This window comes from Streptomyces sp. JLYT201 (assembly GCF_059448825.1).
Genome location: NZ_CM182551.1, coordinates 3,104,320 through 3,123,069 on the forward strand (window position 1 = coordinate 3,104,320; position 18,750 = coordinate 3,123,069).

Sequence of the window (18,750 nt, forward strand, 5' to 3'; positions counted from 1 at the left end):
ACCATTGTGGCGTGTGCCCTCGCGGGGACGCCCCAGGCCCGCCCCTTCCCCGGGCCTCAGCGGATCGGGCGGTGGACGTTCTCCCTCCGGCTCGCCCCGGGCGTCGCGTCGGCGATCCACGGACCGTCGTCGCTGGGGTCGATCACCCCCTGCTCCAGCCAGGTGTACGTACCGGCGAGGACGCCCTTGACGACCTTGCGGTCCAGGTCGTCGGTGTTGGTCCACAGGCGCCCGAACAGCTCGTCGACGCGGATGCGGGACTGGCGGCAGAAGGCGTCGGCCAGTTGGTACGCCTCACGGCCGTGGTCCTCGGTGGTGCGCAGGAGCTCGGCGCGCACGCACGCCGCGCTCATCGCGAACAGCTCCGCGCCGATGTCGACGATCCGGCCGAGGAAGCCCTGTTTGGTCTCCATGCGGCCCTGCCAGCGCGACATTCCGTAGAACGTCGAGCGGGCCAGGCGCCGGGCCGCGCGCTCGACGTAGCGGAGGTGACCGGACAGGTCGGGGTGCCCCGCCGGGGCGAAGTCGGCGTACGCGCGCGGCAGCTGGCCGGGGCCGGCGACGAGCTTGGGCAGCCAGCGGGCGTAGAAGGCCCCGGCCGCGGCTGTGGCCCTGGCCTTGTCGGACAGGGACTTGTCCGGGTCGATCAGGTCGCCCGCCACCTTCAGATGGGCGTCGACGGCCTCGCGGGCGATCAGCAGGTGCATGATCTCCGTGGAGCCCTCGAAGATGCGGTTGATGCGCAGGTCGCGCAGGATCTGCTCGGCCGGTACGGCCCGCTCGCCGCGGGCCTTGAGGGACGCGGCGGTCTCGAAGCCGCGGCCGCCGCGGATCTGCACCAGCTCGTCGGCCATGAGGCAGGCCATCTCGGAGCCGTACAGCTTGGCGAGGGCGGCCTCGATGCGGATGTCGTTGCGGTCCTCGTCGGCCATCTGCGAGGACAGGTCGAGCACGGCTTCGAGGGCGAAGGTCGTGGCCGCGATGAAGGAGATCTTCGAGCCGACGGCCTCGTGGTGCGCGACGGGCTTGCCCCACTGCTCGCGGGCGCCCGTCCACTCGCGGGCGATCTTCAGGCACCACTTGCCCGCGCCCACGCACATCGCGGGCAGCGAGAGGCGCCCGGTGTTGAGGGTGGTCAGGGCGATCTTGAGGCCCGCGCCCTCCGGGCCGATGCGGTTCGCGGCCGGGACGCGGACCCGGTGGAAGCGGGTGACGCCGTTCTCCAGGCCGCGCAGGCCCATGAAGGCGTTGCGGTTCTCGACCGTGATCCCCTCGGAGGCCGCCTCGACGACGAACGCGGTGATGCCGCCCTTGTGCCCCTCGGACCGGGGCACGCGCGCCATGACCACGAGGAGGTCCGCGACGACGCCGTTGGTCGTCCACAGCTTCACGCCGTCCAGTACGTAGTCGTCGCCGTCGGGCACCGCGGCCGTCGCGAGCCGCGCCGGGTCGGAGCCGACGTCCGGCTCGGTGAGCAGGAACGCGGAGATGTCGGTGCGGGCGCAGCGCGGCAGGAACGCGTCCTTCTGCTCCTGGGTGCCGAAGATCTTCAGCGGCTGCGGGACGCCGATCGACTGGTGCGCGGACAGCAGGGCGCCGAGCGCGGGGCAGGCGGAGCCGACCAGCGCGAGGGCCTTGTTGTAGTACACCTGCGTCAGGCCGAGACCGCCGTACTTCGTGTCGATCTTCATGCCGAGCGCGCCGAGCTCCTTGAGCCCGTTGATCACCTCGTCCGGGATGAGCGCCTCCCGCTCGATGCGCTCCCCGTCGATCTCCGTCTCGCAGAAGTCCCGCAGCTTGGCCAGGAACTCCTCGCCGCGCTGGGCGTCCTGGGTGGCGGGCAGCGGGTGCGGGTGGATCAGGTCGAGGCGGAAGCGGCCGAGGAAGAGCTCCTTGGCGAAGCTCGGTTTGCGCCAGTCCTGCTCACGGGCTGCCTCGGCGACCTGGCGGGCCTCGCGTTCGGTGACCGAGGGCTTCGACGCGGGGGACGGGGGTGTGGTTGGTGCGGTCATGAGGCTCACCTCGCCGCGAGTCGGGATCGTGGACCGATCATGAATCGGCGTAGAACCGGATGATGGTTACTCACCGGTGCTACTCGATCGTTGGTACCCGATTCCGCCCGTCCTCACCAGCCCTCGCGCAGCGAATGCACGGATACGGCCGGAGCCCCCCGCCGTGTGCGGGGGGCTCCGGCCGTATCCGGATCGGTCGGTGCGCTACAGCGCCAGACCGGTGAGGACCAGGACGCGCTCGTACGTGTAGTCGTCCATGGCGTAGCGGACGCCCTCGCGGCCGACGCCGGACTGCTTCACGCCGCCGTACGGCATCTGGTCGGCGCGGTAGGAGGGGGCGTCGCCGATGACGACGCCGCCGACCTCGAGGGCGCGGTGGGCGCGGAAGGCCGTCTGGAGGTCGTGCGTGAACACGCCCGCCTGGAGGCCGTACTTGGAGTCGTTCACGGCGTCGAAGGCGGCCTGCTCGCCGTCCACCTTCGTGATCGTGAGCACCGGTCCGAAGACCTCCTCGTGGGCGAGGGTGACGTCGCCCGGCACGTCGGCGAGGACGGTCGGCGCGTACGTGGCGCCGTCGCGCTTGCCGCCGGTGAGGAGCGTGGCGCCCGCCCGGACGGCCTCGTCGACCCAGGACTCCACCCGCTTGGCCGCGTCCTCGCTGACCAGCGGGCCGACGTCGGTCTTCGGGTCGGACGGGTCGCCGGTCACCTGGGCCTCGACGGCCTCGACGACCTTGGCCACGAGCCGGTCGTGGACGGCGGCGTCGGCGATGACCCGCTGCACGGAGATGCAGGACTGGCCGCCCTGGTAGTTGGAGAAGGTCGCGATGCGGCTCGCGGCCCAGTCCAGGTCCTCCTCGGCGGAGAAGTCGCCGAGCACGACCGCCGCGCCGTTGCCGCCGAGCTCCAGGGTGCAGTGCTTGCGCGGCACCGAGTCCATGATCTGGTAGCCGACCTTGTCGGAGCCCGTGAAGGAGATGACCGGAAGGCGCTCGTCCTGGACGAGGGCGGGCATCTTGTCGTTGGCGACCGGCAGCACCGACCACGAGCCCGCGGGCAGGTCCGTCTCGGCGAGCAGCTCGCCGAGGATCAGACCGCTGAGCGGGGTCGCCGGGGCGGGCTTGAGGATGATCGGCGTACCGACCGCGATCGCCGGGGCGACCTTGTGGGCGCACAGGTTCAGCGGGAAGTTGAACGGCGCGATGCCGAGGACGACGCCCTTGGGGAAGCGGCGGGTGAGCGCGAGGCGGCCCTGGCCGCCCTGGTCGGTGTCCAGGCGCTGGGCCTCGCCGCCGTTGAAGCGGCGGGCCTCCTCGGCGGCGAAGCGGAACACCGAGATGGCGCGGCCGACCTCGCCGCGGGCCCACTTGACCGGCTTGCCGTTCTCGGCGGAGATCAGCTGCGCGATCTCCTCGGTGCGCTCGACGAGGCGCTCCGACACGTGGGCGAGGGCGGCGGCGCGGACGTGGGCCGGGGTGGCGGCGAACTCGTCGCGGACCGCGTAGGCCGCGGCGACGGCCTCCTCCACCTGGGCGTCGGTCGGGACGGCCGCCTTGCCGACGAGTCGCCCGTCCCACGGCGAGGTGACGTCGAGCGTGGTCTCACCGGTGGTCTGGCGACCGGCGACCCAGAAGGCGTGAATGGAAGTCATACGAATCCCGGCCCTTCGCGGAGGTTCGTCTTCAGCAGTACGGGGTCCACCGTAGGGGTGGAGGTTTGGCGTCGGGGTTGTCCGAGTCGGCGTAGTGACGGGCCCCGGCGCACCGGAATGTCAGGGCGGGGCCACGCGGTGCGCCCCTGGCCCGCCCCTTCCCGAACCAGGGGCTGCCGCCCCTGGGACCCCGCCCTTATCGGCCTTCGGCCTCGTCCTCAAACGCCGGACGGGCTGAATCGTGCCGGTTGCGGCAGCCTTCCAGCCCGTCCGGCGTTTGAGGACGAGGCGCGGAGCGCCGACAAACGGGGGCACGGGGGCGGAGCCCCCGGATCGGGAAGGGGCGGGCCTGGGGCGCACCGCGACGGCTAGTCCACCGGTGTCGTCGCCTTCAAGGACAGCCACAGCTCCATCCGGACGTCCGGGTCGTCCAGGGAGCGGCCGAGGATCTCCTCGACCCGCCGCATGCGGTAGCGCAGCGTGTGCCGGTGCACGCCGAGGTCCGCGGCCGCCGCGTCCCACTGCCCGTGCCGCGACAGCCACGCCCGCAGCGAGGCGACCAGGTCCCCGCGCCCCGTCGCGTCGTGCTCGCGCAGCGCCCGCAGGAGCCCGTCGGCGAACGCCCTCACCGCCTCGTCCGCGAGCAGCGGAAGGACCGACCCCGCGGCCAGCTCCTCGTGCTCGACGAGGGCCTTGCCGCGCCGCCGCGCCACGGACAGGGCCTGCTCGGCCTGTTTGTAGGCGGGTGCGGCGGCGACGGTCCCCGCGGGCGCGGAGAGCCCCACCAGGAGCCCGGGCCCGTCGGCCGGCTCGGGGCGCCCGACCTCGACCCGCGCCACGTGTTCGACGGCGGCCCGCTGGGCGGCCCCGCCGTCGGCGACGAGCAGCACGAGCCGCTCGCCGTCCGGCACGACGAGGAGCGCCTCGCCGAAGCGCGCGGCCGCCGACTCGACGACGTCGACGAGCCCCGCGGACCAGGCGCCCTCCTCCTCGGCGGCCGGGGGCGTCGCGGACTCGGCCACCAGGAGGCGGAAGGGCGCGTCGAGCAGCTCGCCGTACAGGTCACCGGCGACGGCCAGCGCGTGGTCCGGCTCCCCGGCGAGCAGCATGCGCAGGACGGCGGAGCCGATGCGGGCCTCGGCGGCGTGCAGGGAGCGGGAGCGCTCGGTGGTGAGGGTGAGCAGGGCGATCGCGGAGTGCACGGCGTAGCGCTCGGCGGTGCCGAGGGTCGAGGCCGTGCCGACGGCGAGCGCGGCGCGCGGCCGCCGCCCGGTGCCGAGGGAGTGCAGTTCGACCCGGTCCTCGGCGCCGGCCACGACGAGGCTGGCGGGGGCGGTGCGCTCGCGCAGGCGCTCGACGTCCGGGGTGAGGCGGGCGGCGCGGCGGGCGGCCCACTCGGGCGCGGTGGCGACGACGGCCCCGGAGGCGTCGTACAGCGCGGCCCAGCCGTCGACCTGTCCGGCGAGCGCGCCGAGCAGCCCTTCGGGGCCGTCCCCGAGGGCCTGCCGGGTCAGCTCGCGCTGGGCGGCGAAGCCCGCGGTGACGGCGCGGTACTGGTCGGCGGCGATGGCGGCCGACACGGCCTTGCTGATGGCCAGGAAGGGGGTGCGGCGCGGCACTTCGAGCAGCGGCAGGTCCTCCGCGGTGGCCGCGTCGACGAGGGCCTCGGGGATGTCGGGGTAGTTCACGCCGACGGCGAAGCCGAGGCCGACGACGCCCGCGCCCGCGAGCCGCTTCACGTACCGCCGCATCGCCTCGGGGTTCTCCGCGTCCAGCTGGAGGGCGGTGACGAGGAGCAGCTCGCCGCCCTCCATGTACGGCACGGGGTCGGCGAGCTCGCTGACGTGGGCCCAGCGCACGGGGGTGTCCAGGCGGCCCTCGCCGGCGCGCACGGTGAGCTTGAGCGCGGAGTGCTGGACGAGCGAGGCGAGCGTGGGGGGCATGGGACCTTCAGGTCGTACGACGGCGGGGGCGGGCGCCGGGGCGGCGGACCGCGTGCGGGTGGTGGGGCGGCGGTCGTGGCGGCGGACGGCGGTCACGCGGGCGCCCGGCGAGCGCACCGAGCGGCACGTGATCTCTTGGCCGCCGCGTATGACGGCTACCGTCGATTCTGCCTCACCGTACGGTCGCCACGGGCGCCCTGCCGGGTATATCCCCTGCCGAAACCCGGGGCTCAGGACCGTCAGCTCCGCAGGTCCACGAGGAGCGGCGGCGCGTGCTCCCCCCGTACGTCCGTCAGCGAGAGGACCGCGTGCCCCGGCGGCACCGCGTGGGCCAGCTCGGAGGCCGACCAGCGCTCGCGCTCCACCTGGCGGACGGTGACCGCGTCCGTCGTCACCGCTTTGCCGGTGAGGAACTTCCGCAGGGAGTGGATCGCGCGCGTCATCGGCTGGTGCGCGAAGACCGCGTGCTTGGCCACCTCGCGGGTCTCGACCCACTCCGTGCCCCACGATTCCGTGAATCGTCTGCCATCCCACGTAGTCACTCCGGAGAGCGCCGTACGGCAGCCGACGACGCTGTAGAGCGGCCCATGGAGTCTTTCCGGGACGTCCGCGACGGTGCGGAGCGCGAGCAGCACACCAGCCTTGCGGGACCGAAGCTGCTGGATTCCGCGCACGGTTTGTTCCGTCAGGCTCCCAGCGGCGTCGTCGAGCACCAGGAAGGCGAAGTGAGGGCGCTCGCCCCCGACGCGCACCAGGTGTGTGAACTGTGCGAGCAGCAGTCGCGTCAGCAACCGGGACGCCTCATCGTGTCCCTTGGCGGGCAGGTCGAAACGGACTCGCAGCGGGTGGTGCGCCACCGCGTTCAGCGAGAAGGGTTTTCTGGTCCCCCCGCCGAAAAAGTCGGCGAACAACGGCCGGTCGAGCACTGCGAGGCGGTCAGCCAGCGCACGACCGGGATCACTGGGCGTGTCGATCTGCCGGACCCGCGCTTCTACCTCACGCAGCATGGTCGCAGCACCCGTCCGGTCGCTGCGCCGCAGGGCTTCACACAGTTCGGACAGGGCGAAGGACGCGCCTTCCAGCAGTTCCCGGAGAACCGGAACGGTGGGGAACCGGCCGTGCACAGTGGCGTAGGGGCCGAGCACCTGGGCCAGAGCGGTCGCGGCGCGCTGGCTGTCGACGGTGTCGAGATCTCCGATCAGGCCTTCGGCGAGGAATCCCGCCGCCTCGTCAGGGTCGGTGACCCCGGCATACAGGTCCAGATCGTGAGTGGACTCGGGGTCCCCCGGTCGGACGACGACGTCGAATGAGGAGTCCGGCCCCAACTGCGTGCCCGCTGCGGCCACGGCCACGACGGCACAGTGTCCCGTCAAGGCCTGCAGCGTCAGGGATTCGGTGACGGGACGTACCAGATAACGAGTCTTACCACTGCCGGATGGGCCCACCGCCAGCAAGGAAGTGGCGAGCGAGCTGGGTTCGAGCGCCACCCCCGCTCCACGGCGCTCCACCGGGACACGATCCCCTTCCGTATAGCGCCCGATGCGCACCTGCCCCGCCCGGATGTCGTGGGAGACGGTGCGCAGCGGCAGGTCCCGTGCTCCCGAGGGGTGCGTCCAGGCCGCGCCCGCTTGATCCAGCACTGTCTGCGCGAACCGCGCGACCCTCTCGGGGTCGTGCATCACGCGCTCCCACACCCGCTGGATCCGCGCGCAGTCGACGTCGTTCATGCTGCCGCGGGCTACCGCCGCAGCGAGTACGTCCGCCGCGGCGTCCTGCCCCATGGCGCGGATCTGCGGCCATTGGGAGGGGAGATCAGTCGGATCTCCCGCTCGCTCGATGTCGTGGCGCCCAACGGCTCTCCTGCGATCGGACCCGTGGTTCGCGGCACGCCCGTCCCGCCATTCCTGCAGAATCTGCCACCAGTTGCCGAGACGCATGAAGGGCCACAGAACAGCCGCCGTAATCAGGGCGTAGACACCGTACGTGACGATTTCCGACTGCCATACCTCGTAACCACCCGTGACCAGGGTGATCAACGCGAGCATGGGCGTGGCAATCGGCAGAGGGTCCCAGTCGATGAGAGGGAAGGCCTCAGGCCACACGAAGCTGAGTGTGACCAGAGCGGAGAGCGCCGTCACGCCTGCACGCTTCGGCTGCGGCAGACCGTCCAAGTGGTAACGCACCACCTCCGCGACACTGCCGAGGCGCAACACGCCGTATACGAGCGCCCCGAAGAAGACGCCGTTGTACACGTTCCTCGCCTCGAATCCCTCCCAGCGCCTAGGGGCGCTCACAGTGCCCCCCCACCACCATTCATCGGGCGTGAACGCACGCAGCACAGGCCCCTGATACGGGATGCCGCCCCGCCGCCAGACGGACCAGAGGAACAGAGCCGCCAGGATCGGGATCACCAATCCGATGATGGTGACGGGCCTCAGCCGCTCGTGGTCAGCCGCTCCCCTCGGGGCAACGTAGCCGAAGCGCCACACTCCCAGGCCGACCTGAGGTCGCGGTTCGTCGAGCCACCCCCTCACCGAGAAACCAACGGTGGGCCGCTGGCTCGGCACAGGTGGAACCGGATTCCCTTGCGGCAGGGAGGGGGGCGGGGCCGGTGGGCGAGACAGAGGGGTCGCCTGCGCGCGACGCGAGTTGCGCGTGCTGTCGGAGTCCATGGCCTCGCCCCCTGACCTACCGATCCAAGATTCGCTGGTCAATCTAATCGCAGCATCCGCACCAGGGCGTCTCGTCACGCCGCTTTGGGGCAGATGTCTGAGAGACGACCGCGACCCCGCCGCTTCTTTACGCAGGGCAAGCACGCGGCCCCAGGTCCAGATGCTCGGCTATGTCCACCACGGACAACCGCCACGCCGAACCTCTCCCCCATGGAGCATGCCCGCCGCCACCGCCCGCCCCTAACCTGCGGAGAAAGACCAAGAACGCGTCCGGAAAGCCGCTGTGCCCCGAGGACGTCCGCACGACCCACCACCCCCAGGAGCTCTCATGACCGCTATTCCCCAGGAGCGCCGCGTCGTCACCGCCATTCCCGGGCCGAAGTCCCAGGAGCTGCAGGCCCGCCGCACCGCGGTGGTCGCCGGTGGCGTGGGCTCGGTGCTGCCCGTGTTCACGGCCCGCGCGGGCGGCGGCATCATCGAGGACGTCGACGGCAACCGCCTGATCGACTTCGGCTCCGGCATCGCGGTGACCAGCGTCGGCGCCTCCGCCGAAGCCGTCGTGCGCCGCGCCTCCGCGCAGCTGGCGGACTTCACCCACACCTGTTTCATGGTCACCCCGTACGAGGGCTACGTGGCGGTCGCCGAGGCGCTCGCCGAGCTCACCCCGGGTGACCACGCCAAGAAGTCGGCCCTGTTCAACAGCGGCGCCGAGGCCGTCGAGAACGCCGTCAAGATCGCCCGTGCGTACACCAAGCGCCAGGCCGTCGTCGTCTTCGACCACGGCTACCACGGCCGCACGAACCTCACGATGGCCCTGACGGCGAAGAACATGCCGTACAAGAACGGCTTCGGCCCGTTCGCCCCCGAGGTCTACCGCGTGCCGGTGGCGTACGGCTACCGCTGGCCGACCGGGGCCGAGAACGCCGGGCCCGAGGCCGCCAAGCAGGCCATCGACATGATCAACAAGCAGGTCGGCGCCGACAACGTCGCCGCGATCATCATCGAGCCCGTGCTCGGCGAGGGCGGCTTCATCGAGCCCGCCAAGGGCTTCCTGCCGGAGATCGTGAAGTTCGCGGGCGACAACGGCATCGTCTTCGTCGCGGACGAGATCCAGTCCGGCTTCTGCCGCACCGGCCAGTGGTTCGCCTGCGAGGACGAGGGCATCGTCCCGGACCTGATCACGACGGCCAAGGGCATCGCGGGCGGGCTGCCGCTCGCCGCCGTCACCGGCCGCGCCGAGATCATGGACGCCGCGCACGCGGGCGGCCTCGGCGGCACCTACGGCGGCAACCCGGTGGCCTGCGCCGGCGCGCTCGGTGCCATCGAGACGATGAAGGAGCTCGACCTCAACGCCAGGGCGAAGGAGATCGAGTCCGTCATGAAGGCCCGGCTCTCCGCCATGGCCGAGAAGTTCGACATCATCGGCGACATCCGCGGCCGGGGCGCCATGATCGCGATCGAGCTGGTCAAGGACCGCACGACGAAGGAGCCGAACCCGGAGGCGACCGGCGCCCTCGCCAAGGCCTGCCACGCCGAGGGCCTGCTCGTCCTGACCTGCGGCACCTACGGCAACGTCCTGCGCTTCCTGCCGCCGCTGGTGATCGGCGAGGACCTCCTGAACGAGGGCCTGGACATCATCGAGGCCGCGTTCGCGACGGTCTGACCGCCCCGGCGCGCACCCGCGCGCGCCGCGCCTGTCTGGACCTCTGACACCGGGGCCGTCCCATCGAGGGGGCGGCCCCGGTGCCGTACGGGGCGCACCTCCTGACATGTGCGGATCTCGCCCGGTGCACCGCTCGTGACCTGGGGTGACGGTCAGGGCCTGTGAAGAAGGTGTGGGAGCCCCATGGCGGGACCCGCTTCCGGCTGTCGGCCCCCGAACTACTGACGTACGGTTTCTGCAGATGAGAGAAACACCCCGTTCACGGGAGACCGTGGGCGACACCGGGTCGGAGCCTCCCCAGCCCCGCCCTGGACGTGCCTTCGCGCACACACCTGGAGCCATGGGCTCCGGAACTCCTCACCGATCGGATGGCCGCCCGTCCCACACCCCCCGGGGCGCGCGGCAGCCCGGTCCTCTCGGCCGCCCCGGAACTACCCCCCCTGTTCCGGGGCGGCCGACCCTTTCCCTGCTCCTGCTCGCGGTGAGCGCTCTCCTCTTCACCCTGCTCACCTGGCAGATCGTCGACAACGGCCCCGTGCGCCGGCTCGACGAACGCCTCGGCCGCGCCCTCTCCGGTGCCCTGCTCCCCCGCCCCGTCGCCGAACTCTTCGCCGACCTGGGCAACACGGCCGTCGCCCTGCCGGTGCTCGCCGCCGCCCTCGGATACGCGGCGTGGCGCGGCCACCGCGCCGGCGCGCACCGGTGGTGGCTCGCGCCCCTGGTCGCCGCGCTCGCCATGGCCGCGGTGCCCGCCCTGGTCGTACCTCTGAAGGCCGCGGTCGACCGCGGTGCCCCGCCGGGCATGGACGGCACCGGCTACTACCCCTCCGGGCACACGGCCACCGCCACCGTGGCCTACGGCGCCGCCGCCCTGCTGCTCCTCCCCTTCCTGCGCGCCCCCCGCACCCTGACCGCGGTCTGCGTCCTGGTGAACCTCGCCGTCGGGCTCGGCCTGGTCGTCCGCGGCTACCACTGGCCCGCGGACGTCCTGGCGAGCTGGCTGCTGTGCGGGGGGCTGCTCGGGGCCGTGTCGCTCAGCCGAAGTACGCGTCGAAGTTCTTCGAGAACTCCCCGTTGTTGAAGCGGTCCCAGTTGATGGACCAGGTCATCAGGCCGCGCAGGGCGGGCCACTTGCCGTGGGGCTTGTAGGGGCCGCAGTTGGTGTTCTTGGTGAGGCAGTCGAGGGCCTTGTTCACCTCGCCGGGCGCGACGTGGCCGTTGCCCGCCTGGGGGGACGCGGGCATGCCGATGGCGATCTTCTCCGGGGGCAGGGGCGGGAAGACGTTGGCCGCGTTGCCCTTCACGGGGAAGCCGGTGAGGAGCATGTCGGTCATGGCGACGTGGAAGTCGGCGCCGCCCATCTGGTGGTACTGGTTGTCGAGGCCCATGATCGGGCCGGAGTTGTAGTCCTGGACGTGCAGCAGGGTGAGGTCGTCGCGCAGGGCGTGGATGACCGGCAGATAGGAGCCCGCGCGCGGGTCGCCGCCCCACTGGCCGGGGCCGTAGAACTGGTAGCCGAGCTGCACGAAGAAGGTCTCGGGCGCCATGGTGAGGGTGAAGCCGGGGCCGTACTTGGCCTTCAGGGTCTTCACGGCGGAGATCAAGTTGACGATCACCGGGGTCTTGGGGTTCTTGAAGTCGCTGTCGCCCGCGTTGAGGGAGAGGGAGTGGCCCTCGAAGTCGATGTCCAGGCCGTCGAGTCCGTACTCGTCGATGATCGCCGACACGGAGGCGACGAACTTGTCGCGGGCCTGTGTGGTGGTGAGCTGGACCTGGCCGTTCTGGCCGCCGATGGAGATCAGGACCCTCTTGCCCTGGGCCTGCTTGGCCTTGACGGCGGCCTTGAACTCGTCCTTCGTCTCGACGTTGGGGCACTCCGTCTTGGGGCAGAGGCCGAAGCGGATGTCGCCTGAGGTCGAGGAGGTCGGCTCCCCGAAGGCCAGGTCGATGATGTCCCAGCTGGCCGGGGTGTCGGCGAGGCGCGTATAGCCGGAGCCGTTGGCGAAGCTGGTGTGGAGGTAGCCGACGAGGGCGTGGGCGGGCAGCGGATCGGCCGGAGGCGACTCCGCCGCACCGGCAGGGCTCTGGACCGCGAGCACGCCGCACACCGCGAGCGCCGAGGACAGCGCCCCATAGGGGCGCAGGGAACTGCGCGACCAGCCACGACGAACCCGTCGACGAGGAACGAGTGCCACAACTGCCTCCAGAGGTGGGGGTGTTGGAGAGCAGGACACATGTACGTTGGTCCAGACCAATACTCTTGTCAAGTCCCTGTCACTCATCTGACGGGGTCACTCCGGGCGCGACTCATCCGGGTCGCGAGGGGCGGCGCCCCAGGCATCCCGTTCGGCTCGCTCGTCCCGCGCGATGCGCGCCGCCGCCTCGTGCATCGCGAGCTCCAGGAGCGCCGGGTCGACCAGCGTGCCCGAGCCGTCCGGCGGGATCAGCCAGCGCACGGCGCCCGTGGAGCGCCCCGGGAAGGGCACGACGATCCAGGTGCCGCGGCCCGCGCCGCGCACCCCCGTGCCCACCCAGCGGGCCACCGTGCCCGGGGGCACGAAGAACCCCATCCGGGCGTCGCCGAAGTCGGCGAGCACCGGACCCGGACGGTCGACGACCCGCGTCAGCACGTCCAGCGTGGGATAGCCGAGCTCGCCCGGCAGGATCAGCACGTCCCAGAGCCTGCCCGCCGGGAGCAGCGCGACCCCGAGGGGGTTGCGCTCCCACTCCCAGCGACAGGCCTCCGGATCCGGTGCCACCGACACCAGCCACTCCACCGCCGATTTGGCGCCCGAACCATTCACGGTCGGACCTCCCTGTCTTCGTGTGCCGTACGAATGCCTGACACGAGGGAGAGGGCTTCGGGGGCCGGGCGTTACGCGGATTCAGCTACTGACTGGTAGTGAAGCGTGTCACAGCACGGTGGGGGCGTACGCCGGTGGAGGACGGCGGGCGGATGCCCACCCGCGCGCCGCCCGGACGGCGGTTCACGGGCGGCGGCTCGACGGGCGGCGGCTCGACGGGCGGCGCGGGGGTCAGCTGTCGAAGCCGAGCCCCAGCCTGTCCATCGTCCTGAGCCACGCGTTGCGCTTGCCCCCGTTGGCGTCCGCGCGGGCCAGGGCCCACTTGGTCAGGGTCACCCCCGTCCAGGCGAACGGCTCGGGCGGGAACGGCAGCGGCTTGGAGCGGACCATCTCAAGCTCGGTCCGCTCGGTGCGCTCGCCCGCGAGGAGGTCCAGCATCACGTCGGCGCCGAAGCGCGTGGCGCCGACGCCGAGGCCCGTGTATCCGGCGGCGTACGCGACCCGGCCCCCGTGCGCCGTGCCGAAGAACGCCGAGAAGCGCGAGCACGTGTCGATCGCACCGCCCCACGCGTGGGTGAACCGCACCCCCTCCAGCTGCGGGAAGCAGGTGAAGAAGTGCCCGGCGAGCTTCGCGTACGTCTCGGGGCGGTGGTCGTACTCGGCGCGCACCTTGCCGCCGAAGGGGTAGACCGCGTCGTACCCGCCCCACAGGATGCGGTTGTCGGCGGACAGCCGGAAGTAGTGGAACTGGTTGGCCGCGTCGCCGAGGCCCTGGCGGTTCTTCCAGCCGATGGCGGCCAGCTGGTCCGGGGTGAGCGGCTCGGTCATGAGCGCGTAGTCGTACACCGGGACCGTGTACGCGCGCACCCGCTTGACCAGGGACGGGAAGACGTTCGTGCCGAGTGCGACATGGCGGGCGAAGACCCTGCCGTACGGGGTGCGGATCGCCATCCCGGCGCCGGCGGGGGCCAGGTCCAGGGCGGGCGTGTGCTCGTGGACGCGCACGCCGAGGTCGCGGCAGACGCGCTTGAGGCCCCAGGCGAGCTTCGCCGGGTGCAGCATGGCGACGCCGTCGCGGTCCCAGAAGCCGCCGAGGAAGGTCGGCGAGTCGACCTGGGAGCGCAGCTCGTCCGCGTCCAGCATCTCGGCGGAGCCGGTGAGGCCGCGCGCGGCCATCTCCTCGTACATCTCGTGGAGTTCGGCGAGCTGGTGCGGCTGGGTCGCGACGTCGATCTCGCCGGTGCGCTCGAAGTCGCAGTCGATGCCGTACCGCTCGACGGCCGCCTCGATCTCGTCGAGGTTGCGGGCGCCGAGCTCCTCCAGCCTGGTGATCTCGTCCGGCCAGCGGGCCAGGCCGTTGGGCACGCCGTGGGTGAGGGACGCGGCGCAGAAGCCGCCGTTGCGCCCGGAGGCGGCCCAGCCGATCTCGCGGCCCTCGACGAGGACGACGTCACGGCCGGGGTCGCGCTCCTTGGCGATCAGGGCGGTCCACAGGCCGCTGTAGCCGCCGCCGACGACGAGCAGGTCGGCGCGCTCGTCACCGACGAGCGCGGGTTCGGGTTCGGGACGGTCCGGACCGTCCAGCCAGTACGGGGCCGGCTTGGCCTCGGCGAGGGACTTCGTCCAACGGTTCATGGCTGCAGGGGCCATGATTTCCACTCCCTTGAGAAATGCGTAGAGCTGCACAGAGCTGCTGGGAACCGCACGGGCACCGCTTTCCCTCAGGTCAGCGCGCCCGCTTCGCGCGGCGCTTTCCGATCAGCATTCCTGCCAGTACGAGAACGACGGCGATGAGGAACATCGCCGTGCCGATCACATTGATCTGAACGGGCGTACCCCGCTGCGCGGATCCCCAGACGAACATGGGGAAGGTCACAGTCGATCCGGCGTTGAAGTTCGTGATGATGAAGTCGTCGAAGGACAGCGCGAAGGCGAGCAGCGCGCCCGCCGCGATGCCCGGTGCCGCGATCGGCAGCGTGACCCGCAGGAAGGTCTGCACGGGCCCGGCGTAGAGGTCCTGCGCGGCCTGTTCCAGGCGCGGGTCCATCGACATCACGCGCGCCTTCACCGCGGTCACCACGAAGCTCAGGCAGAACATGATGTGGGCTATCAGCACGGTCCAGAAACCCAGCTGCGCACCCATGTTCAGGAACAGCGTGAGCAGCGAGGCGGCCATGACGACCTCGGGCATCGCCATGGGCAGGAAGATCAGCGAGCTGACCGCGCCGCGCGCCCGGAAGCGGTAGCGCACGAGCGCGAAGGCGATCATCGTGCCAAGGACGGTGGCGCCGAGCGTCGCGAGGAAGGCGATCTGCAGGCTGAGGGAGAGCGAGCCGCACATGTCGGCGACGCCGCACGGGTCCTGCCAGGCGTCGGTGGAGAACTCCTGCCAGGAGTAGTTGAAACGGCCTTTCGGCTTGTTGAAGGAGAAGACCGTGACGACGACGTTGGGCAGCAGGAGATAGCCGAGCGTGAGGAGTCCGAAGATGACGACGAGGTTCCGGCGCAGCCAGCGGCCGCATGCGATGAACGGGCCCATCAGACCAGATCCTCCGTCCCCGACTTGCGGATGTAGAACGTCACCATGATCAGAATGGCGGCCATCAGGATGAACGAAAGGGCGGCCGCCGTCGGGTAATCCAGAATGCGCAGGAACTGCGTCTGGATGACGTTTCCGACCATGCGCGTGTCGGTGGAGCCGAGCAGATCGGCGTTCACGTAGTCACCGGCGGCCGGAATGAAGGTGAGCAGCGTCCCGGAGACGACACCCGGCATCGACAGCGGGAAGGTGACCTTGCGGAACGTCGTGGAAGGACGGGCGTAGAGGTCGCCCGCGGCCTCGTGGAGCCGGGGGTCGATGCGCTCCAGGGACGTGTAGAGCGGCAGGATCATGAACGGCAGGAAGTTGTACGTGAGTCCGCAGACCACGGCGAGCGGCGTGGCGAGGACGCGGTCGCCGTCGGTGACGCCGAGCCAGCTGGTGACGTCCAGGACGTGCAGCGTGTTCAGGGCGCCGACGACGGGCCCGCCGTCGGCGAGGATCGTCTTCCAGGCGAGCGTGCGGATGAGGAAGCTCGTGAAGAACGGCGCGATGACGAGCACCAGGATCAGATTGCGCCAGCGCCCCGCGCGGAACGCGATGAGGTACGCCAGCGGATAGCCGAGCAGCAGGCACAGGACCGTGGCGGCGCCCGCGTACAGCACCGAGCGCAGGAACTGCGGCCAGTAGTCGCCGAGCGCGTCCCAGTAGGTGGCGAAGTGCCAGGTGACCTTGTAGCCCTCTTCGAGGGAGCCGGTCTGCACGGACGTCGAGGCCTGGTAGACCAGCGGCAGGGCGAAGAAGACGACCAGCCACAGGATGCCGGGCAGCAGCAGCCAGTAGGGCACGAGGCGGCCGCGCCTGCGGGGCCGGGCGGGGGCGTCGGAGGCGGGGGCGTCCTCGACGGGCGCCTTGACGGGGGCCGTCACGCGTCCTCCTCGACCTTCTCGACGCCCGCGTCGACGTCCTGGTCGGCGTCGAGGCCGAAGGTGTGGGCGGGGTTCCAGTGCAGGACGACCTCGGCGCCCGGGGTCAGCCGGGTGTCGCGCTCGATGTTCTGCGCGTACACCTCGAAGGCGTCGCAGACGGGGCTGTCGACGACGTACTGGGTGGAGACGCCGATGAAACTGGAGGCCACGACGCGGCCGGTGATGCGGTTGCGGCCGTCGGGGACGGTGCCCGCGTCGTCGGCGTGGGTGAGGGTGATCTTCTCGGGGCGCACCCCGACGAGGACCTTGCCGCCGGGGCTCGTCGCGGCGCTACATCGCGCCCCGGGCAGCAGCAGTTTGCCGTCGCCCGCCCTGAGGACCACGTCGTCGCCGGCGGCCGAGTCGACCTCGGCCGTGATGAAGTTGGAGGTGCCGAGGAAGTTGGCGACGAAGGTGGTGCGCGGGTTCTCGTACAGCTCGGCCGGGGCGCCCTGCTGCTCCACGCGCCCGCCGTTCATCACCGCGACCGTGTCGGCCATCGTCATGGCCTCCTCCTGGTCGTGCGTGACGTGGACGAAGGTGATGCCGACCTCGGTCTGGATGCGCTTGAGCTCCAGCTGCATCTGGCGGCGCAGCTTCAGGTCGAGGGCGCCGAGCGGCTCGTCGAGGAGCAGCACCTTGGGGTGGTTGATGAGCGCGCGGGCCACCGCGACGCGCTGCTGCTGGCCGCCGGAGAGCTGGTGCGGCTTCTTGCGGGCCTGCTCGCCGAGCTGGACGAGGTCGAGCATCTCGCCGACCTGCTTCTTCACCGACTTGATGCCGCGCCGGCGCAGGCCGAAGGCGACGTTCTCGAAGATGTCGAGGTGCGGGAAGAGCGCGTACGACTGGAAGACCGTGTTCACCGGCCGCTTGTAGGGCGGCAGCGCGGTGACGTCCTGCTCGCCCAGGCACACCGTGCCGGAGCTCGGCTCCTCCAGGCCCGCGATCATGCGAAGGGTGGTGGTCTTGCCGCAGCCGGACGCGCCGAGCAGGGCGTAGAACGAGCCCTGGGGCACGGTGAGGTCGAGCGGGTGGACGGCGGTGAAGGAGCCGTAGGTCTTGCTGATCCCGGTCAGGCGGACGTCGCCGCTGGTTTCGGTCATGAGTTCTTCCCAGGGGTGGTGAGCGGTCGGGACGGCGGGCGCCGTGAAGGGGGCCGGGGAGCCGTGGGCGGGTCCGGTGCGGCCCGTGGGGGCGGGCTCAGGAACCCGTGAGCCGGGCGAACTTCTCCTCGTACGCCGTCTCTTCCTTCGGCGTGAGCGACCGGAAGGCGTGGGACTTCGCCGCCATCTCCTTGTCCGGCAGGATCAGCGGGTTCCGGGCCGCCTTCGGGTCGATCTTGGCGAGCTCGTCACGGACGCCGTCCACCGGGCACACGTAGTTGATGTACGCGGCGAGCCGGGCTGCGGGCTCGGGCTCGTAGTAGTAGTCGATGAGCCGCTCGGCGTTGCGCTTGTGGCGCGCCTTGTTGGGGATGAGGAGGTTGTCCGTGGAGACGATGTAGCCGCTGTCGGGGATGGCGAACTCGATGTCGGGGTTGGCCAGTTTGAGCTGGACGACGTCACCGGCCCAGGCCACGCACGCGGCGATGTCGCCCTTGTCGAGGTCGGCGGTGTAGTCGTTGCCGGTGAAGCGGCGGATCTGCCGTCGGTCGACGGCCTTCTGGAGGCGGGCGATCGCCGCGTCGTAGTCGTCGTCCTTGAAGGCGGCCGGGTCCTTGCCCATGTCGAGCAGGGTCATGCCAACCGTGTCGCGCATCTCGGAGAGGAACCCGACGCGGCCCTTGAGCTTCGGCTCGTCGAGCAGCTGCGAGACGGAGGTGATCTCCTTGCCGCCGGTCGCCTTCTTGTTGTACGCGATGACGGCGGAGATCCCGGTCCAGGGGTAGGAGTACGCGCGTCCGGGGTCCCAGTCCGGCGAGCGGAACTGGGCGGACAGATTGGCGTAGGCGTGCGGCAGCTGGGCCGCGTCGAGCTTCTGCACCCAGCCGAAGCGGATCAGCCGGGCCGCCAGCCAGTCGGTGACGCAGATCAGGTCGCGGCCGGTGTCCTGGCCCGCGGCGAGCTGCGGTTTGACCTTCCCGAAGAACTCGTTGTTGTCGTTGATGTCCTCGGTGTACTTGACCGCGATGCCGGTGCGCCGGGTGAAGGCGTCGAGGGTGGGCCGCCGCTTGTCGTCGTCCACGTCCATGTACTCGGTCCAGTTGGAGAAGGACACGCGCTTCTCCTTCGCCGAGCGGTCCTCGGCGGCGATGCCGCCCGTGCCCTTGCCCGCGGCGGGGATGCCGCAGGCGCTCAGGGCGCCGAGCCCGCCCGCGGCGAGCGCGCCGCCGGTGGTGGCGCGCAGCAGCGAGCGGCGGGTGAGCGCGGCCCGGCCGCTGGTCAGGCCGCGCCGCAGGGCGGCCCGCTGGGCCGGGGAGAGGCGGTCGGGCTCGTACTGCTCCATGCGCTGGTCTGCCCTTTCGGGAGGGTCCCTTGCGGGAGGGTGAGGGGCGGGCGC

General features: G+C 71.2%; 13 protein-coding genes. 2 read left to right on the plus strand and 11 right to left on the minus strand.

Annotated features, from left to right (window positions below; all coding sequences use genetic code 11):
- Positions 1-56 precede the first annotated feature (56 nt).
- The 4 genes from AC5WAM_RS12190 to AC5WAM_RS12205 form a co-directional block, all read right to left on the minus strand.
- Positions 57-2,012: an acyl-CoA dehydrogenase family protein gene (locus AC5WAM_RS12190; RefSeq protein ID WP_366795269.1), complete on the minus strand. Its 1,956-nt coding sequence runs from the start codon at positions 2,010-2,012 to the stop codon at positions 57-59.
- A gap of 204 nt (positions 2,013-2,216) precedes the next feature.
- The gene (locus tag AC5WAM_RS12195) at positions 2,217-3,662 is read right to left on the minus strand and encodes an aldehyde dehydrogenase family protein (protein ID WP_495522601.1); all 1,446 of its coding nucleotides are present in this window, start codon (positions 3,660-3,662) and stop codon (positions 2,217-2,219) included.
- A 368-nt stretch (positions 3,663-4,030) separates the two neighbouring features.
- Positions 4,031-5,605, minus strand: coding sequence for a PucR family transcriptional regulator (locus AC5WAM_RS12200; RefSeq protein ID WP_495522602.1), 1,575 nt, complete (start codon positions 5,603-5,605; stop codon positions 4,031-4,033).
- A 239-nt stretch (positions 5,606-5,844) separates the two neighbouring features.
- Complete coding sequence (locus AC5WAM_RS12205; protein ID WP_495522603.1) at positions 5,845-8,277, minus strand: ATP/GTP-binding protein; 2,433 nt, start codon at positions 8,275-8,277, stop codon at positions 5,845-5,847.
- A 328-nt stretch (positions 8,278-8,605) separates the two neighbouring features.
- Between AC5WAM_RS12205 and gabT the strand changes: the two genes are divergently transcribed.
- Positions 8,606-9,940: a 4-aminobutyrate--2-oxoglutarate transaminase gene (gabT, locus tag AC5WAM_RS12210; RefSeq protein WP_366792652.1), complete on the plus strand. Its 1,335-nt coding sequence runs from the start codon at positions 8,606-8,608 to the stop codon at positions 9,938-9,940.
- Between the two features lie 481 nt (positions 9,941-10,421).
- A complete protein-coding gene (locus AC5WAM_RS12215) occupies positions 10,422-11,021 on the plus strand; it encodes a phosphatase PAP2 family protein (protein ID WP_366792651.1) in 600 nt (199 codons plus the stop codon).
- Here AC5WAM_RS12215 and AC5WAM_RS12220 read toward each other — a convergent pair.
- The 7 genes from AC5WAM_RS12220 to AC5WAM_RS12250 form a co-directional block, all read right to left on the minus strand.
- Positions 10,975-12,084 (minus strand): chitinase, encoded by a 1,110-nt coding sequence (locus tag AC5WAM_RS12220; protein ID WP_495523570.1) that lies wholly within the window; start codon positions 12,082-12,084, stop codon positions 10,975-10,977. The genes AC5WAM_RS12215 and AC5WAM_RS12220 overlap by 47 nt on opposite strands.
- A gap of 147 nt (positions 12,085-12,231) precedes the next feature.
- On the minus strand, positions 12,232-12,744 hold the full coding sequence (locus AC5WAM_RS12225) for a hypothetical protein (protein WP_366792649.1): 513 nt from the start codon (positions 12,742-12,744) through the stop codon (positions 12,232-12,234).
- 231 nt (positions 12,745-12,975) lie between these two features.
- Positions 12,976-14,394 (minus strand): NAD(P)/FAD-dependent oxidoreductase, encoded by a 1,419-nt coding sequence (locus AC5WAM_RS12230; RefSeq protein ID WP_495522604.1) that lies wholly within the window; start codon positions 14,392-14,394, stop codon positions 12,976-12,978.
- Positions 14,395-14,470: 76 nt separating this feature from the next.
- The gene (locus tag AC5WAM_RS12235) at positions 14,471-15,283 is read right to left on the minus strand and encodes an ABC transporter permease (protein ID WP_366792647.1); all 813 of its coding nucleotides are present in this window, start codon (positions 15,281-15,283) and stop codon (positions 14,471-14,473) included.
- Positions 15,283-16,212 carry an ABC transporter permease gene (locus AC5WAM_RS12240; RefSeq protein WP_366792645.1) on the minus strand — a complete coding sequence of 310 codons (930 nt, stop codon included), beginning with the start codon at positions 16,210-16,212 and terminating at the stop codon, positions 15,283-15,285. The genes AC5WAM_RS12235 and AC5WAM_RS12240 overlap by 1 nt, the downstream gene beginning before the upstream one ends.
- Complete coding sequence (locus AC5WAM_RS12245; RefSeq protein WP_495522605.1) at positions 16,209-17,354, minus strand: ABC transporter ATP-binding protein; 1,146 nt, start codon at positions 17,352-17,354, stop codon at positions 16,209-16,211. Before AC5WAM_RS12245 ends, AC5WAM_RS12240 begins: the two co-directional genes overlap by 4 nt.
- Positions 17,355-17,451: 97 nt before the next feature.
- Positions 17,452-18,696, minus strand: coding sequence for an ABC transporter substrate-binding protein (locus AC5WAM_RS12250; protein WP_495522606.1), 1,245 nt, complete (start codon positions 18,694-18,696; stop codon positions 17,452-17,454).
- Between the last annotated feature and the right edge of the window lie 54 nt (positions 18,697-18,750).

What these genes read in the sequence shown, in the direction of transcription:
- AC5WAM_RS12245 (WP_495522605.1), bottom strand. Translation starts at nt 17,354, where the DNA reads ATGACCGAAACCAGCGGCGACGTCCGCCTGACCGGGATCAGCAAGACC.
- AC5WAM_RS12250 (WP_495522606.1), bottom strand. Translation starts at nt 18,696, where the DNA reads ATGGAGCAGTACGAGCCCGACCGCCTCTCCCCGGCCCAGCGGGCCGCC.
- AC5WAM_RS12195 (WP_495522601.1), bottom strand. Translation starts at nt 3,662, where the DNA reads ATGACTTCCATTCACGCCTTCTGGGTCGCCGGTCGCCAGACCACCGGT.
- gabT (WP_366792652.1), top strand. Translation starts at nt 8,606, where the DNA reads ATGACCGCTATTCCCCAGGAGCGCCGCGTCGTCACCGCCATTCCCGGG.
- AC5WAM_RS12230 (WP_495522604.1), bottom strand. Translation starts at nt 14,394, where the DNA reads ATGGCCCCTGCAGCCATGAACCGTTGGACGAAGTCCCTCGCCGAGGCC.
- AC5WAM_RS12200 (WP_495522602.1), bottom strand. Translation starts at nt 5,605, where the DNA reads ATGCCCCCCACGCTCGCCTCGCTCGTCCAGCACTCCGCGCTCAAGCTC.
- AC5WAM_RS12190 (WP_366795269.1), bottom strand. Translation starts at nt 2,012, where the DNA reads ATGACCGCACCAACCACACCCCCGTCCCCCGCGTCGAAGCCCTCGGTC.
- AC5WAM_RS12235 (WP_366792647.1), bottom strand. Translation starts at nt 15,283, where the DNA reads ATGGGCCCGTTCATCGCATGCGGCCGCTGGCTGCGCCGGAACCTCGTC.
- AC5WAM_RS12205 (WP_495522603.1), bottom strand. Translation starts at nt 8,277, where the DNA reads ATGGACTCCGACAGCACGCGCAACTCGCGTCGCGCGCAGGCGACCCCT.